The organism is Streptomyces sp. A5-4 (genome assembly GCF_051131715.1).
In the GTDB taxonomy this organism is placed as follows: Bacteria; Actinomycetota; Actinomycetes; order Streptomycetales; family Streptomycetaceae; genus Streptomyces.
In genome coordinates, this window is the sequence record NZ_CP178591.1 from 3,149,555 (window position 1) to 3,165,387 (window position 15,833).

The 15,833-nt window shown below is 69.0% G+C and carries 14 protein-coding genes and 1 pseudogene; 7 read left to right on the top strand and 8 right to left on the bottom strand.

Features of this window, described 5'->3' with window-relative positions:
- Position 1 precedes the first annotated feature (1 nt).
- Positions 2-904 (bottom strand): UTP--glucose-1-phosphate uridylyltransferase GalU, encoded by a 903-nt coding sequence (gene galU / locus ACLLJJ_RS14470; protein ID WP_434590818.1) that lies wholly within the window; start codon positions 902-904, stop codon positions 2-4.
- Between the two features lie 83 nt (positions 905-987).
- Here galU and ACLLJJ_RS14475 point away from each other — a divergent pair, with 83 nt between their 5' ends.
- Positions 988-1,581: a 5-formyltetrahydrofolate cyclo-ligase gene (locus ACLLJJ_RS14475; RefSeq protein WP_434590821.1), complete on the top strand. Its 594-nt coding sequence runs from the start codon at positions 988-990 to the stop codon at positions 1,579-1,581.
- Here ACLLJJ_RS14475 and ACLLJJ_RS14480 read toward each other — a convergent pair.
- The gene (locus ACLLJJ_RS14480; protein ID WP_434590824.1) at positions 1,571-4,330 is read right to left on the bottom strand and encodes a penicillin acylase family protein; all 2,760 of its coding nucleotides are present in this window, start codon (positions 4,328-4,330) and stop codon (positions 1,571-1,573) included. The genes ACLLJJ_RS14475 and ACLLJJ_RS14480 overlap by 11 nt on opposite strands.
- A gap of 181 nt (positions 4,331-4,511) precedes the next feature.
- Here ACLLJJ_RS14480 and ACLLJJ_RS14485 point away from each other — a divergent pair, with 181 nt between their 5' ends.
- The 6 genes from ACLLJJ_RS14485 to mscL all read left to right on the top strand — a co-directional run bounded on the left by ACLLJJ_RS14485 (position 4,512) and on the right by mscL (position 10,396).
- The gene (locus tag ACLLJJ_RS14485; protein WP_434590827.1) at positions 4,512-6,038 is read left to right on the top strand and encodes a potassium/proton antiporter; all 1,527 of its coding nucleotides are present in this window, start codon (positions 4,512-4,514) and stop codon (positions 6,036-6,038) included.
- A gap of 284 nt (positions 6,039-6,322) precedes the next feature.
- Positions 6,323-7,588: an MFS transporter gene (locus tag ACLLJJ_RS14490; RefSeq protein ID WP_434590830.1), complete on the top strand. Its 1,266-nt coding sequence runs from the start codon at positions 6,323-6,325 to the stop codon at positions 7,586-7,588.
- A 66-nt stretch (positions 7,589-7,654) separates the two neighbouring features.
- Positions 7,655-8,032 (top strand): FmdB family zinc ribbon protein, encoded by a 378-nt coding sequence (locus ACLLJJ_RS14495; RefSeq protein WP_434590833.1) that lies wholly within the window; start codon positions 7,655-7,657, stop codon positions 8,030-8,032.
- 157 nt (positions 8,033-8,189) lie between these two features.
- Positions 8,190-9,026 (top strand): S-methyl-5'-thioadenosine phosphorylase, encoded by an 837-nt coding sequence (locus ACLLJJ_RS14500; RefSeq protein WP_434590835.1) that lies wholly within the window; start codon positions 8,190-8,192, stop codon positions 9,024-9,026.
- A 164-nt stretch (positions 9,027-9,190) separates the two neighbouring features.
- The gene (locus ACLLJJ_RS14505; protein ID WP_434590838.1) at positions 9,191-9,769 is read left to right on the top strand and encodes a hypothetical protein; all 579 of its coding nucleotides are present in this window, start codon (positions 9,191-9,193) and stop codon (positions 9,767-9,769) included.
- A gap of 156 nt (positions 9,770-9,925) precedes the next feature.
- The gene (gene mscL, locus ACLLJJ_RS14510) at positions 9,926-10,396 is read left to right on the top strand and encodes a large conductance mechanosensitive channel protein MscL (protein ID WP_434590841.1); all 471 of its coding nucleotides are present in this window, start codon (positions 9,926-9,928) and stop codon (positions 10,394-10,396) included.
- Positions 10,397-10,403: 7 nt separating this feature from the next.
- Here mscL and ACLLJJ_RS14515 read toward each other — a convergent pair whose 3' ends face one another.
- The 6 genes and pseudogenes from ACLLJJ_RS14515 to ACLLJJ_RS14540 all read right to left on the bottom strand — a co-directional run bounded on the left by ACLLJJ_RS14515 (position 10,404) and on the right by ACLLJJ_RS14540 (position 15,828).
- Positions 10,404-10,667, bottom strand: coding sequence for a hypothetical protein (locus tag ACLLJJ_RS14515; protein WP_434590843.1), 264 nt, complete (start codon positions 10,665-10,667; stop codon positions 10,404-10,406).
- 60 nt (positions 10,668-10,727) lie between these two features.
- On the bottom strand, positions 10,728-11,096 hold the full coding sequence (locus ACLLJJ_RS14520) for a hypothetical protein (protein WP_434590846.1): 369 nt from the start codon (positions 11,094-11,096) through the stop codon (positions 10,728-10,730).
- Positions 11,093-11,740 (bottom strand): Rieske (2Fe-2S) protein, encoded by a 648-nt coding sequence (locus ACLLJJ_RS14525; protein WP_434590849.1) that lies wholly within the window; start codon positions 11,738-11,740, stop codon positions 11,093-11,095. The genes ACLLJJ_RS14520 and ACLLJJ_RS14525 overlap by 4 nt, the downstream gene beginning before the upstream one ends.
- Positions 11,737-12,336 (bottom strand): 4Fe-4S dicluster domain-containing protein, encoded by a 600-nt coding sequence (locus tag ACLLJJ_RS14530; protein ID WP_434590851.1) that lies wholly within the window; start codon positions 12,334-12,336, stop codon positions 11,737-11,739. The genes ACLLJJ_RS14525 and ACLLJJ_RS14530 overlap by 4 nt, the downstream gene beginning before the upstream one ends.
- 91 nt (positions 12,337-12,427) lie before the next feature.
- Positions 12,428-14,722 (bottom strand): annotated as a pseudogene (locus ACLLJJ_RS14535) (molybdopterin oxidoreductase family protein); the annotation flags it as partial.
- The gene (locus ACLLJJ_RS14540) at positions 14,719-15,828 is read right to left on the bottom strand and encodes an MFS transporter (RefSeq protein WP_434590853.1); all 1,110 of its coding nucleotides are present in this window, start codon (positions 15,826-15,828) and stop codon (positions 14,719-14,721) included. The gene ACLLJJ_RS14540 and the pseudogene ACLLJJ_RS14535, both read right to left, overlap by 4 nt.
- Between the last annotated feature and the right edge of the window lie 5 nt (positions 15,829-15,833).

Below are 15,833 nucleotides of genomic sequence, written 5' to 3' on the forward strand. Positions count from 1 at the left end.
GCTACATCTCCTCGGTGACGTAACTGCGAAGCCAGGTCCGGAAGTCCGGGCCCAGGTCTTCACGTTCGCACGCGAGTCTGACAATGGCACGCAGATAGTCGCCGCGGTCACCGGTGTCATAGCGCCGGCCCTTGAAGACGACGCCGTGCACCGGGCCGCCGACCGTCTCGTCCTGGGCCAGCGCCTGGAGGGCGTCGGTGAGCTGGATCTCGCCGCCGCGGCCGGGCTCGGTCTTGCGCAGTATTTCGAAGACGCCGGGGTCCAGGACATAGCGGCCGATGATCGCGTAGTTGCTGGGCGCGTCGGCCGGGTCGGGCTTCTCGACGAGACCGGTGATCCGTACGACGTCGGCGTCCTCGGTCCCCGCGACGGCCGCGGAGCCGTAGAGGTGGATCTGCTCGCGGTCGACCTCCATGAGGGCGATCACGCTGCCGCCGTGCTCCTCCTGGACCTGGATCATCCGGGACAGCAGGGGGTCGCGCGGGTCGATCAGGTCGTCACCGAGGAGTACGGCGAAGGGCTGGTCGCCGACGTGCGGCGCGGCGCACAGCACCGCGTGGCCCAGGCCCTTGGGGTCGCCCTGGCGGACGTAGTGCATGGTGGCGAGGTCACTCGACTCCTGCACCCTCGCGAGGCGTTCGGCATCGCCCTTGCGCCCCAGAGCCGACTCCAGCTCGTAGTTACGGTCGAAGTGGTCCTCAAGGGGGCGTTTGTTGCGGCCGGTCACCATGAGAACGTCGGAGAGACCGGAGGCCGCGGCCTCCTCGACCACGTATTGGATGGCCGGCTTGTCCACGACGGGCAGCATCTCTTTGGGAGTGGCCTTCGTCGCCGGCAGGAATCGGGTTCCGAGACCGGCGGCGGGGATGACAGCCTTGCTGATCCTGGGGTGGGACTGAGTCATGGGCAGAACGATATCCGTTGCGTATGGGCGGAAGATTAGGCTCCGGTCAATAAATTCTCATACGAGGGGTTTGTGAAGCCGCTGTGCTGTGTGACGAGCCTGACAAGGCCGGGTTGCGAAGAGAACTCGTCGACATGAGGAACCGGTTGACCAGGGATGACGTCCAGGAGACGGATGCCACTCTGGCCCGGCGGGCGCTGCTGCTGCCGGAGCTCGTCGACGCCAGAACCGTGGCCGCATATGTATCCATTGGGCGCGAACCGGGCACCCATGCGCTCCTTGACGCGCTGCGCGCGCGGGGCGTGCGAGTGCTGCTTCCGGTGCTCCTGGCGGACAACGATCTGGACTGGGCCGAGTACCGGGGCGCGGACCGGCTCGTGCGCGCCCGGCTCGGGCTGCTGGAACCGGGGGGCGCGCGGCTCGGCGTGCACGCCGTCCTCGACGCGGACGCCGTGCTGCTGCCCGGCCTCGCCGTGGACAGCCGCGGGACGCGTCTGGGGCGGGGCGGCGGCAGTTACGACCGGGTGCTCGCCCGGCTGGACGCGGCCGGCGTGGCGCCGTACCTGGTGGTGCTCCTGTACGACAACGAGGTGGTCCCGCGGGTCCCGAAGGAGCCGCACGACCACCCCGTACGCGCCGTGGTCACGCCGAGTGGAGTCAGGCGCTTTACGGCCTGAGCACCAGCTTGTCGGAGGTGCTCTTCTCCACGGCGTCATCGGTGAACGCCCAGTCGAGCAGCTGCCCCTTGGCCCACTTGTCCGTCTGGTCGGTGTAGTGCGCGCTGTAGGCGTGCCCCGACGCACCGGTGAGGTTGATCCAGCGGGACTTGTCGAGGTCCTTCAGGTTCACCACCATCCGCATGGAGGGCACCCACAGGACCTCGTAGCCGCCCGCCGCGTTCCAGCCGGTGGCGTTGACCGCGGCCTCGCCGCCGCCCAGGTTCCACGGGCCGCGGTTCAGCATCCACCGCAGCACGCCGGGGCCTTCGATGCCCAGCGTCTGGTTCTTCAGCGTCAGCTGGTGCAGCCGGCCCCAGCTCCAGGTGTCGACGTCCTTGCCGAGCTTCGCCGTGAGCTCCCAGCGGGCGTCCTTCATGGCACGGTCGAGCAGCTCGTCACGGGTGTCGGTCGCCTTGTCGAGACGGTTGCTCGGCGCCTGCCACCACGCGTTGTTCTCGTCCGTCAGCATCTTGCGGACGACCTCGTACCAGCGGTCGCCGCCGTCCGGCTGCGCCGTGTCCGGGTCGCGCTGACCGCACTCGCGCACCCGTTCATCGGCGTCGTCGACCGGGCCCGAGCTGTCGGCGGGGCGGACGATCAGACACTGCCCCTTGACCCGCAGTTCCTTGGGCATCTTGTTGCCGAAGGCGAGCATGAGGACGTTACGCCACACGGAGTTGAAGTACGCGGCGGCGGCGGAGTCCGGCTCCTGCGTGTAGTCCCAGCCTTCGAGCAGCTTCTGCGTCTCACGGACGTTCGGATCCGAGACATCGATCTTCAGCAGGTAGGGCGTGAGCAGCTTGGCGATCTCGCTGCTGTTGTCCCCCTGCATGGTGCGCATGTCCTCGGTCGAGATCTTGACGCCGTCGTTGATCTTCGACTCGATGAGGTCGTTGATCCGCTGGCTGCGCGCGCCGTAGCCCCAGTCCTTGGTGAGCAGGTACGGGTACTTCTTCTGGTCGATCACGGCCTGGTTGGCGGTGACGATGTAGCCGCGCTTTGGGTTGTACTCGTACGGCAGCTCGTCCTGCGGGATGAACCCGGACCAGCGGTAACGGCGGTCCCAGCCCGCGGCGGGCAATGTGCCGTCGCCCGCGGCCCTGATCGGGATGCGGCCCGGGGCCTGGTAGCCGATGTTGCCCTTGGTGTCGGCGTAGATCAGGTTCTGCGAGGGGACCTCGAAGTGGCCTGCCGCCGCACGGAAGCTGTTGAAGTCCTTGGCGCGGTTCAGCTCGAACACGGCGTCCATCGACTTGCCGGGCATCAGCGCGGTCCACTTGAGGGAGATGGCGTAGCCGTCACCGCGATCGGGCGCGGCGTTGGCGACCGGTGCCTTCTCGCCGACCTTCTCCAGCTCGTCGCTGCGGTCGGAGACCAGTGGGCCGTTGTTGGTGGAGCGGACGGTGATTTTCTTCGACTTGCCGCCGGCGACCTTGATGGTCTCCTCGCGGGTCGTGAAGGGCTTCTGCCTGCCGTCGTAGAGGTAGCTCTCGCCGGTGATCTTCTCCAGGTAGAGATCGGTGACATCGGCACCCAGGTTCGTGAAGCCCCAGGCGATGTCCTTGTTGTGACCGATGATCACGCCTGGCAGACCGGCGAAGGTGTTGCCGGCGACGTCGTACTTGCACTTCGCGGTGATGCTGCGGCAGTGCAGACCCATCTGGTACCAGGTCGACGGCAGCTGGGGTGCCAGGTGCGGGTCGTTGGCGAGCAGGGGCTTTCCGGTGGTCGTGTACTTGCCGGAGACGACCCAGGAGTTGGAGCCGATCCCGCTGCCGTTCGGGCCGAGCAGCGCGGGGATCTCGTCCAGGGCGTCGGAGACCCGGGAGAGCTGACTCTGGAAACCCTGGGTGCCGTTCGACGCGGTGCCGCCTGCGCCGCCGGTACCTGAACCGGCCCCGGCGCCCGCACCCGAGCTGTTCGTGGTGGCGGTGGCCTTCGGGTCGAACTTCTTCGTGACCTCGTCGACCGTGCCCTCCTGGACGACCGGCTTGTTGCGGTCGAAGGGATAGCCCGGGTAGAGGTCCTTGATCTGCTTCGTGGTCAACCGGCTCGTCATCAGCGAACGGTCGATCTCCTCCTGCATGTTGCCGCGCAGGTCCCAGGCCATGGCCTTGAGCCAGGCGACCGAGTCGACGGGCGTCCACTTCTCGGGCTTGTAGTCGTTGGTGAGGCCCAGAGCGGCGTACTCGACCGAGATTTCCTTGCCGTCGCGGCCTTCGAGGTACGAGTTGACCCCGGCGGCGTACGACTGGAGGTACTTCTTGGTCTCCGGCGACAGCTTGGTGTCGTACTCCTGCTGCGCGACCTGACGCCAGCCGAGCGTGCGCAGGAAGGTGTCGGTCTCGACCTGGCCGGAGCCGAACATCTCCGAGAGGCGGCCCGACGTCATGTGACGGCGGACGTCCATCTCGTAGAAACGGTCCTGCGCCTGGACGAAGCCCTGGGCACGGAACAGGTCTTCGTCGGAGTCCGCGTAGATCTGCGGAATGCCGTAGCTGTCGCGTTTGACGTCGACGGGCCCGGAGAGGCCTTCGACTTCGATCGAGCCGGTGGTCTGCGGGAAGGACGCGCGCACCGTGCTGATGCTCCAGAACGTGCCATAGCCGACACCCGCAACAAGCGCCAACACCAGCACGATCACAATCAGGCGGGCGCGACGCCCCTTCTTCTTCTTGCCGGAAGAGGCGGTGGTGTTGGCGGGCATCGCTGTCCTTCGAGGGGCAGGGTGGTCCTGGAGTGCTGGAGCAACCATAGGCGTAGCGCTCCTACGCTCCCGACGCGGTGCCTCCAACTGTGATCGTACGGATGATCGAGGGCGTCAAGGAAACGTTAAAGATTAGGTAAGGTAACGAAGTACCGGCCGCCGGAGGAACGATCCGGCAGGCGTGCGAGGGAAGGAACGTCCACTGACTGTCCATCAGCTCAATGAACTCCTGCTCATCTGCTCGCTCGTCCTGCTGTTCGCCGTCGCCGCCGTGCGCCTGTCCTCCCGCAGCGGCCTCCCCAGCCTGCTCATTTATCTCGGCATCGGTGTCGCGATAGGGCAGGACGGGATCTTCAACGTCAAGTTCGACAACGCCGAACTCACACAGGTGATCGGTTACGCCGCACTCGTGGTGATCCTGGCCGAGGGCGGACTGGGCACGAAGTGGAGAGAGATCAAGCCGGCCCTTCCTTCCGCCGTCGTGATGTCGACCTTCGGCGTCGCGGTGAGCGTGGGCGTCACCGCCGCGGCGGCGCACTGTCTGGTCGGACTCGACTGGCGCCAGTCCTTGATCATCGGCGCGGTGGTCTCGTCGACGGACGCGGCGGCCGTCTTCTCCGTGCTGCGCAAGGTCCCGCTGCCCTCCCGGCTGACCGGTGTGCTGGAAGCCGAGTCGGGCTTCAATGACGCCCCCGTGGTGATCCTGGTGGTGGCGTTCTCGACCGCGGGGCCGGTGGACGCCTGGTACGTCCTGGTCGGCGAGATCACTCTGGAGCTGGCGATCGGCGCGGCCATCGGGCTCACAGTGGGCTGGCTGGGCGCGTACTGCATGCGACGGGTGGCCCTGCCCGCCTCCGGCCTCTACCCGATCGCGGTCATGGCGATCGCGGTGGCGGCGTACGCAGCCGGCGCCATGGCGCACGGCAGTGGCTTCCTCGCCGTCTACCTCGCCGCGATGGTGCTGGGCAACGCCAAGCTGCCGCACTGGCCCGCGACGCGGGGGTTCGCCGACGGGCTCGGCTGGATCGCGCAGATCGGCATGTTCGTCCTGCTCGGCCTGCTGGTCACACCGCACGAGCTGCTGGACGACTTCTGGCCCGCCATGATCGTCGGCCTGGTACTGACGATGGTGGCCCGCCCGCTGTCCGTCATGCTCAGCATGCTGCCCTTCCGGCAGCCGTGGCGGGAGCAGGTGCTGGTCTCCTGGGCGGGGCTGCGCGGGGCCGTGCCCATCGTGCTGGCCACCATCCCGATGGTGGCGGGCGTCGAAGGCAGCGACCAGATCTTCAACATCGTCTTCGTGCTGGTCGTCGTCTACACCCTCGTCCAGGGGCCGACCCTGCCCTGGCTGGCGACCCGGCTGCGGCTCGGCGACACCGAGCCGGGCGCCGCCGACCTGGGCATCGAGTCCGCGCCCCTGGAGCGACTGCGCGGCCATCTGCTCTCGGTCGCGATCCCCGCGAAGTCGCGGATGCACGGGGTCGAGGTGGCCGAGCTGCGGCTGCCGCACGGAGCCGCGGTGACCCTGGTCGTCCGCGACGGAACCAGCTTCGTGCCGCTGCCGACGACCGTGCTGCGGCGGGGTGACGAGCTGCTCGTGGTGGCGACCGATCCGGTACGCGACGCGGCTGAGCGACGGCTGCGCGCCGTCGGGCAGGGCGGCAAGCTGGCCGACTGGTTGGGAACCGGAGGGGGAAAATCCGGTTGATCGCAGGTTCCAAGGCCGCGTGACAGCTCTCATACGCAATCGCAGGCACGGCAGGGAAGATTGCCTGTAGCCTGAAGGCGTACTGATTTACCAACTCTGCCTGACGCAGAGCTGGCGCGACCGCACGGCGGCCGGCCCCCCTCGCAGTGGGTGTCCTGGTATCTACCGCAGGTCCTGCGCAAGAGGACAGCTCTCGGCGGCTCCCGCACGCTCGTACATTCGCGTGCACTCGCACAATGTGCGGCACAAGGGGAGCGTCACCAGGTGGCAGAAAGGCAAGGACCGTGGCATCCACGGTCACCGCGAGCCGTCCCGGCTACGGGCAGCTGCTGCGCACACCGGGGGCATGGACGTACCTGCTCCCCGGCTTCCTGGCACGACAGCCCTTCGCGATGCTGACGATCGGCATCGTGCTGCTGGTGCAGCACACCACCGGCTCATACGGAACGGCAGGCATCGTCGCCGCCGTCACCGGCGTTTCCATGGCACTGTTCGCGCCGCAGAGCGGCAAACTGGCCGACCGTTTCGGCCAGAGCGCCGTCCTGATCCCGGGCATCCTGGTGCACACGGCGTCCGTCGTCACACTGACGGCGCTCGCGCTCGCGGACGCGCCCCTGTGGGCGCTGTTCGTCGCGGCCGTCCCCACCGGTGCTTCCGTGCCGCAGATCGGCCCGATGGTCCGGGCCCGCTGGGCCGCGAAGCTGGAGGGTTCGCCGCTGATGTCCACCGCGGCGGCCTTCGAGTCAGTGACGGACGAGTTCACCTTCGTCGTCGGACCGGTCCTCGCGACCGCACTGTGCACCGGTGTGCACCCCGCGGCCGGCCTGATCGCCGAGGCCACACTGACCCTGGTCGGCGGCCTGTTCTTCGCGCTCCAGCGCGGCACGCAGCCCAAGATCGGACGCGTGACCGCAGCCGACGGGCGCCGTGTCTCCGCACTGTCCGTGCCCGGCGTACGGGTGCTGGCCGTGGCCTTCCTCGGCATCGGCGCTGTCTTCGGCGGCATGCAGGTCTCACTGACCGCCTTCTCCGAGGAGATCGGCCGTCCCGGTGTGAACGGCCTGCTGTACGGCGTCTTCGCCGCGGGCAACATGCTCGCGGGCATCGCGTGCGGCGCCATCGCCTGGAAGGTCGGGCCCCGCCGCCGGCTGATGTTCGGGTACGCCGGTCTGACGCTGGCCGCGTCCGGACTGTGGGCGGTGCACTCCGTGCCACTGCTCGCGGGACTGGGCCTGCTGGTCGGCCTGTGCATCGCGCCCGCGCTGATCACCGGCTACACGATGGTCGAGACCCTGGTGCCGGCCACGGCTCGCACCGAGGCCTTCACCTGGCTGACCGGCGCCGTCGCGCTGGGCCAAGCCGCGGCCGTCACGGTCGCCGGACAACTGGCGGACGCGAACGGCGCCAGCGCCGGATTCCTGGTGCCGCTGGCCGGTACCGTGCTCGCCTTCAGCACCCTGGTGGCACTGCGCTCGCGGCTGCTGCCGAAGTCCTCGGGGCGGGTGGCGGCACGTGGCATGAGTCACCGAGTGCCGGTCACGGTGGACTGATCCAGCGGAATACGTCACTATGGACCGTCGTTAGCACTCATCGAGTGAGAGTGCCAGGAGGAGCAAGTGCCGACCTATCAGTATCAGTGCACCGAATGCGGCGAGGGCCTTGAGGCGGTGCAGAAGTTCACCGATGACGCCTTGACCGTGTGCCCGAGCTGCGAAGGACGCCTGAAGAAGGTGTTCTCGGCGGTCGGCATTGTCTTCAAGGGTTCCGGCTTCTACCGGAACGACAGCCGTGGCTCCTCGTCGAGCAGCACCGCGCCGACGTCGCCCGCGAAGACGGCCGCGTCGTCCTCGTCGAACTCGTCCGGTTCTTCCGGTTCCGGTTCTTCCGGATCGGGCTCCGAGTCGAAGTCGTCCTCGTCGAACGCGGGCTCCTCGTCGAGCTCCAGCAGCTCTTCGGGCTCGTCGAGCTCTTCCAGCAGCTCCTCGGCCGCCTGACCCACCGCCTTTCGCACGCCTCAGCAGGTCCCCTCCGTATCCGTACGGCGGGGACCTCTGCATGTCCGCGCCCGGGGGCCGAGGGACCCGTCGGTGCGGATACGCCGGGGACGGCCTCGCCGTCTCCGCGCGGAGACGCCCGACTAGTGTGATCGCCATGGTGAACGCAGAGATCGGCGTAATCGGCGGCTCGGGCTTCTACTCCTTCTTGGAGGACGTGACCGAGGTCCAGGTGGACACCCCTTACGGGAAACCGAGCGACTCCCTGTTCCTCGGCGAGCTCGGCGGACGGCGGGTCGCGTTCCTCCCCCGCCACGGACGCGGTCACCATCTGCCGCCGCACCGCATCAACTACCGCGCCAACCTGTGGGCGCTGCGCTCCGTCGGCGCGCGCCAGGTACTCGGCCCGTGCGCGGTGGGCGGGCTGCGTGCGGAGTACGGTCCCGGCACGCTCCTCGTACCTGACCAGCTGGTGGACCGCACGAAGGCGCGGGCGCAGACCTTCTACGACGGTGAGACGCCGGTCAATGGAAAGCTGCCGAACGTGGTGCACCCGACGTTCGCCGACCCGTACTGCCCCGAGGGGCGCAAGGTCGCGCTCGCGGCGGCGCGCGGGCGTGAGTGGGAGCCGGTGGACGGCGGGACGCTGGTGGTCGTCGAGGGGCCGCGCTTCTCGACGCGCGCCGAGTCGCGGTGGCATGCGGCGAACGGCTGGTCGGTGGTCGGCATGACCGGGCACCCGGAGGCGGTGCTCGCCCGGGAGTTGGGGCTCTGCTACACGTCACTGACGCTCGTGACGGACCTGGACGCGGGCGCCGAGACAGGCGAGGGCGTCTCCCATGAAGAGGTGCTGAGGGTCTTCGGGGCCAACGTCGGCCGGCTGCGTGCGGTGCTCTTCGACGCGGTGGCCGCGCTGCCCGCGAGCGAGACACGCGACTGCCTGTGCGCGCACGCTCTGGACGGGGTCGACATCGGGATCGAGCTGCCTGCCTGAACCGGGCCGAGCGGCCCGACCGCCCTCATGGGTGAGCGAGTTGTCCACAACTCGGTGGACGTCCACAGGGCTCTGCGAGATCCGGCCGGATCTTGGATCGTGAGGGGCGTTCGAGAAGAACGCAGCACGCGGAACCAGGCTCCTCATGGCAGGCGGTACTCGCTATGTCCCTCAGGTCTCATACGCCCTCGTCACTCACTCCCCTGTCCCTCACTCCCACTGTTCCTGACGCGTCCGTCCCCGGGCCGGAGCCCGGCGGCGTTCCCGCGTTCGCCCCGGTGCGGGTGCGCGGCGGCAGCCATCGGTTGCGGCGCGCGGTCCGGCGTCGGCGGCGGGCGGTGGCGGCCGGGCTCGCGGTGACGGCTGCCGCGCTGGCCACCGCGGGGGTGCGCGACGCGGGGCATGCGGGCGGGGTTCACGCGGAGGCGGCCTCGGCGCCGCCGCGGGCGCGGCAGTCCGTGGAGATGGTGTCGGCGCCGGTGCGTATCGCCGATGCGGAGACGGTACGGCTGCTGCGGCGCGGGGACCGCGTCGATGTGATCGCCACGGCCGACTCCGCGATGGGCGGCCGGGACCCCGACGCACGAGTGGTGGCGAGGGGCGCTCGGGTGGCCACCGTGCCGAAGTCCCTGGTGACCGCCGGAGACGGCGGCGCCCTGGTCGTCCTGTCCGTCCCCCGGGCCTCGGCGGCAGCACTGGCCGGCGCGGGCACGACCGCACGGCTGGCGGTGACACTGTGCTGACGAGCTCTGCGCCGACTAGAACTGACGCCCTGTCATGTCACTGGTTCGTGAGCACCGATTGGACAGCCCCGTCACGTGCTGCCGTAGGTTGCGGATCAGCTTGCTCCGCCCCCTGCACATGCGAAACATGCGCCACATGCGAAAAGAGGCTCACCCGTGAGCGAGGAGAAGACAAGCGTTCTCGAAGGCTTCAAGACCTTCCTGATGCGCGGCAATGTGATCGACCTGGCGGTCGCGGTGGTCATTGGCGCCGCGTTCACCAATGTCGTGAACTCGATCGTCAAGGGCGTGATCAACCCACTGGTCGGCGCCTTCGGCACCCAGGATCTGGAGAGCTACAGCTCCTGCCTGAAAGACCCGTGCAAGGCCGACTCGGCCGGCGTGATGCAGGGCATCCCGATCCTGTGGGGATCGATCCTCAGCGCGGTGCTCAGCTTCCTGATCACCGCAGCGGTCGTCTACTTCCTCATGGTGCTGCCCATGTCCAAGTACCTGGCCAAGCAGGCCAGGCGGAGGAAGGCGAAGGAAGCCACGGCCGAGGTCATGGAGGCCACCGAGGTCGAGCTGCTGAAGGAGATCAGGGACGCCCTGGTCGCCCAGCGCGGCTCGGACAACACCACCCCGTAGCGGCCGCTCAGAGGTGGTGGGGCGGCTTCTCGTCGAGGAAGCGGGCGAGGTCGGCCGCACTGCCACCGACGGAGGGCCGCTCTCCCCACCCACGGTCCGTGTCGTCCGAGGACTGCTGGTCCATCGGATCGCCGAAGTCCAGCGTCGGCTTGGGCCGGGGCTGGTGTCCGGGCTCGGGCTTCCGCCCGGGTGCGGGCGCGGGCGCGGGCTCCGGGTTCTGGTCGGGCTCGGACTCCGGATCGCGCGGTCCGTGGGCGGGGGCGGTGCTCATGCCTCAAGGGTACGGCGGGACGGTGGCTCGCGGCCCCGGCCTCGCAGCGGGGCCGCGGCCTCATCGGTCCTTCGGGTCGATGAGCCACAGGACGAGGACCGCCAGGAACGACAGGCAGAGGAAGCCCGCTCCCCACCAGGCGGTGCCGGTGTCACCCTTCATCCACTCGTTGACGGTGACGGTCAGGGCCCAGAGCTGGCCGATGACCACCGTGACGGCCAGGGTCAGGCGGGCTGTCAGTTTCGCCGACCGCTCGGGCTCCTGCTCGGTGCCGGCGCCGGGTCCCGGCCCGGTGTGGCGGATCCGCGGATCGCCGTACCCACTGGTGGGGCGGATCTGCGGGTACCGCTCGCTCACGGGCCTGTTCAGCCGGGGGTCGGCGCTGCCGGGACGGTAGTCAGGGCTGGGCGGAAGCTGCGGCTCGGTCATGCCTGCCTCCCCGGTGCCTGTGCTCCGGGGCATCCGAGGTCGGCGGCAATCTCCGGGCGCGCGTCGACGATCTGCCGGCACAGCCCCTTCTCGATGCTCTCGCCGGAGCGGGTGGTGCCGATCGCCCACACGCTGCCGTCACCCTCCTCGACGATGACGACCTTGGGCAGTGCGCGAGGTGGCGGCCCGGCTGTGACCTCGCCGGTACGGGCGTCGAAGATGCCCTCGTGGCAGGGGCAGTAGAGCTCGCCCTCGGTGCCCCGCTCCTTGCGCCACAGGACCGCGCAGGCCAGATGGGTACAGACCGCGGAGTAGCCGACCAGGGAGCCGTCCTTCAGACGTACGGCGACGGCCCGGTCCTCGTCCCCCGGATACCGGAAAGCGAGGGACTCGCCGGGGAGCAGTTGGTCGGCGATCCGCTTCGGGGCGGGTGCGTCCTCGCTGTCCCCGTGACGGTGGAGCACGCCCCCGGCGACGGCTAGGCCGCCGACCGCGAGGCCGCCCGAGACGGTGACGACGATGCGCAGGTAGTCGCGGCGGGTGGTGAGGGAGTCTGCGCTGATCCGGTCGTGCAGGGCCGCCTGTGCGGGGTCCGCGTCGGGGCCGCCGGGCGGGGGCGGGGCCGGCTGTTCGGTGACGCTCATCGGACGTCCACTCCGTTCACCTCGACGATCGGGAGCCCCCCGGGCACCGGCCACTTGACCTTGTCGGCGGGGACGACCATCGCCACTCCTGTGCTGACGACGACATCGCCGAAGGTGAAGGAATCGGCGACCTGGACGCCGGGGCGTTCGGCCTGGAGCTCTTCGAGGGTGCCGTAGAAGAGCGCTCCGGTGGGGCAGACGGTGGCGCACATGGGGGCGAGACCGTAGGCGGTGCGGTCGTAGCAGAGGTTGCACTTCATCTGCAGTTTCGCCTGGAGGTCGATCTTCGGGACGCCGAAGGGGCAGGCGTTGACGCAGTTGGAGCAGCCGATGCAGCGGGTGGCGTCGGCCTGCTGCACCACTCCGTCGGCGGTGACCAGGATCGCGTCGGCCGGGCAGACCTCGGCGCATGGGGCGACCGGGTCCTCGCAGTGCATACAGACCGTGGGAAGGGAGGCGACGGACTGGCCGGGGTCGGTGTAGTCAAGGTGGATCATCGACTTGCCGCGGTGCGAATCGCATTCGCGGCAGGCGGAGACACAGGCCTGGCAGCCGATGCAGCGCCCCGGGTCGATGAAGATCGTTTTACCCATCATGGCGGGGTCAACTCCTCTCGTCGGGCATGGGCCGTGCGTCGGACATGGGCTGGACGTCGAGCAGGGGACGCTCGTCCGTCAGCGATCGGTCCTCCGACGTCGACCGGCCCTGCGGGGCCGTGGGCGGCAGGGGGTCGGTGCGGGAGGCCTGGGCTTCCGGGTAGGCGACGTGGCCGGGAGCCACCGGGGGCGCGGGCACCTCGTCGATCCGTTCGGCTGCCTCGATCCGGGCGGCGCAGACCTTGTACTCGGGAATCTTGGAACGGGGGTCGAGTGCGTCGATGGTGAGTGCGTTGGCGGCCGTGGGGACCGGCCAGTGGTATGGGATGAAGACGGTGTCGGGGCGGATGGCCTCGGTGACCAGGGCGGGGAAGACCTCGCTGCCGCGCCGGGTGACGACGCGGACCGGGTCGCCGCTGCGAAAGCCGTGTGAGGGGTGGACCTCGACCCAGGGGCGTGGGGTCTGTTCGACGAGGGCGCCCAGGCGGCGGGTCTGGTTGCCGGAGAGGAAGTGGGCGACGGTACGGCCGGTGGTAAGGGAGAGGGGGTATTCGTCGCTGTACGGGTCCATCGGGAGGTGCCATTCGACGACCTGGAGGTGGATCTTGCCGTCTGCGTGGTAGCTCTTGCCGTCCTCGAAGAGGCGGGGGGTGCCGGGGTGATCGGTGGAGGGGCAGGGCCAGGCGATGCCGCCGGTCTCCTCCAGGCGTTCGTAGGTGATGCCGTAGTAGTCGTTGATCGTGCCGGCGGAGGCCACGCGCAGCTCCTCGAACACCTCGCGGGAGCCGCCGGGGTAGGAGAACTTGTCGCCGACCCCGAGGCGGCGGGCCAGCTCGCACATCACCCAGGTGTCGGTGCGTACGCCGGCGGGCGGTTCCTGGGCCTTGTTGTGCTTGACCACCCGGGCCTCGGCGTTGGCCATCACGCCCTCGTCCTCGGCCCAGGTGGTGACGGGGAATACCACATGGGCGTTGGCCGCGGTCTCGGAGAGGAAGAAGTCGAACTGGGCGTGGAACTCGGTCGCGTCGTAACCCTCTTTGGTGACCTTGTAGTTGGGAAGGGAGACGAACGGGTTGTTGCAGATGCCGATCAGGCCGCGGATCTCGCCGCGTTGCATCTGCCAGACCATTTCCATCATCGAGGTGCCGGCGAGCGGGAGGTCGGACTCCTCGATGCCCCAGATCTCACAGATCTGACGGCGGTGCTCGTCGTTCATGATCGAGCGGCCGCCGGGGAGGAGGTCGGACTTCTGGCCGTGTTCGCGGCCGCCCTGGCCGTTGCCCTGGCCGGTGATGGTGCCGTAACCGGATCCGGGCTTGCCGATGTGGCCGGTGGCGACACAGAGGTTGATGACGGAGAGGCAGTTCTCGACGCCCTGCGAGTGGTGCTCGATGCCACGGGCGTGCCAGGCCATGGCCTTGGGGGCGCGGGCGAACGTACGGGCCACCTGGACGACCTGGTCGGCGGGGATGCCGCAGATCTCGGCGGCGCGGGACGGCGGGTATTCGAGGGCCTTGGCGCGGACCTCGTCCCAGCCGGTGGTGTGCTCGGCGAGGTAGGTCTCGTCGGTGAGGCCCTCGGTGATGACGACGTTGAGCACGGCGTTGAAGAACGCCGAGTCGGTGCCGGGCTTGAGGGCGACATGGATGTCGGCGGTGCGGGCCACGGCGGTCTCGCGCGGGTCGATGACGATGAGGCTCGCGCCGCGGTCCCTGGCGCCCCACAGGTACTGGGTCATCACGGGGAAGCACTCGCCGACGTTGGAGCCGGCGATCAGGAGGCAGTCGGAGAGGAGGATGTCGGAGAAGGGGTTGCCCGCGCGGTCGATGCCGAAGGCCAGCTTGTTGGCGCCCGCGGCGCTGACCATGCAGAGCCGGCCGTTGTAGTCGACGTGCCGGGTCTTGAGGGCGACCCGGCCGAACTTGCCGACCAGGTAGGTCTTCTCGGAGAACAGGCTGGCCCCACCGAGCAGGCCGAACGCGTCATGTCCGTACGCCTCCTGGATGCGTCTGATCTCGGAGACCGTGAAGTCCAGGGCCTCGTCCCAGGACGCCTCGCGGAACTCCTCGTCGCGGGAGCGGCGCATTAGCGGGGCGGTGAGCCGGTCGGGGTGGTTGACCTGCTGATACGCGTTGATGCCCTTGGGGCACAGCCGCATCCGGTTGATGTCGTGGTTGCGGGGCTCGACGCCGAAGACCTTGCCGCCCTTGTCGACCCGCAGGTACATGCCGCACTGCACCCCGCAGAAGCAGCAGTGGGTGGGGACGAGGGTCTCGCCGTTCTGGTCGGCGTGCCACTGGTCGGCGGGGATGCCGCCCGCGTCGCGGAAGTTGCGGGTGCCGGGAGGGGCGATCGACGGGTCCAGCGGGATGAACTGCTGCGTCACTTGAAGCCCTTCTTGACTTGGGAGAGATAGGCGTTGCCGCGCAGTTCCCGCTTGCAGCGTGGGCAGTATTCGGTCCAGGTCGCGAAGTCGAGCTTCAGGTCGCGCATGGTGGCTTCGAGGTTCTCGACGTACGGCGCGGTGTCGATCGGCGTCCCGCAGCGGCGGCAGTGGAAGATCTCGTCCTTCTGCCTCGCCGTGTACTTGAACAACTGCATGCCGACGGCGGCCGGGCGCTGAACGATGTGGAAGAACTTCCCGAACGGGATGTAGATCAGGGTGAGGACGACCGAGACCATGTGGAGGATCGCCAGGAACTCGTAGCCGCCGCCGTGCAGGAAGATCGACGAGAAGGTGAGCAGCAGGCCCGTCACGGAGATGACGATCAGGGCGATGAGCGGCACCAGGTCGTACGCGAAGCGCTGGCCGGTCATGGCGCCGCGGTCCTTCATCCGGCGCCACAGGAAGTAGGACGCGCCGGGGATGACGAGCACGGCCGCGATGTCCAGGCCGTGGAACAGCAGCCAGCCGATGATGTTCGCCGAGTCGAAGCCGAGCACCTTGATGCCCCAGATCCGCATCTCGTAGCCGGGGCCCGAGCCGCTGCCCGAGGTGAACGTGAACCAGCCCCAGGTCAGCGGGAAGGTGATCATCGCGGCGAGGATGCAGCCCCAGAAGATCAGCTGGTGCGCGGCCCAGCGGGTGTGCGAGCGCGCGCCGAGGAACTTCTGGAAGCCGAGGTAGGTGGCGATCATCTTGGGCAGGGCGGTGGGCGCCCTGCGGAAGTTCTCGACGGAGAAGAAGCTGCCCCACCCCCGCTTGAAGAGGTGGCGGGCACCGGGGGCCGAGACCCAGACGGTGTAGCGGTAGGCGACACCGAAGGCGAGGAAGACGGTGGCGACGGCGTACGGGAGCAGGGCCGAGTCGAAGTCCCGCAGCATGCGGCTGCCCAGCACGATGGCCAGGATCAGCAGGACGGAGACGACGATGCCGGCCAGCGTCGCGCGTTGGGTGACGGAACCCGGTGACGCCCGGCGGGCCGGGGCCGGTACGGGCGGTGGCTCGGCGGGCGCTTCGGGGGCCGGGGGCGCTTCTGGTGGCTGGGGCACTCGGC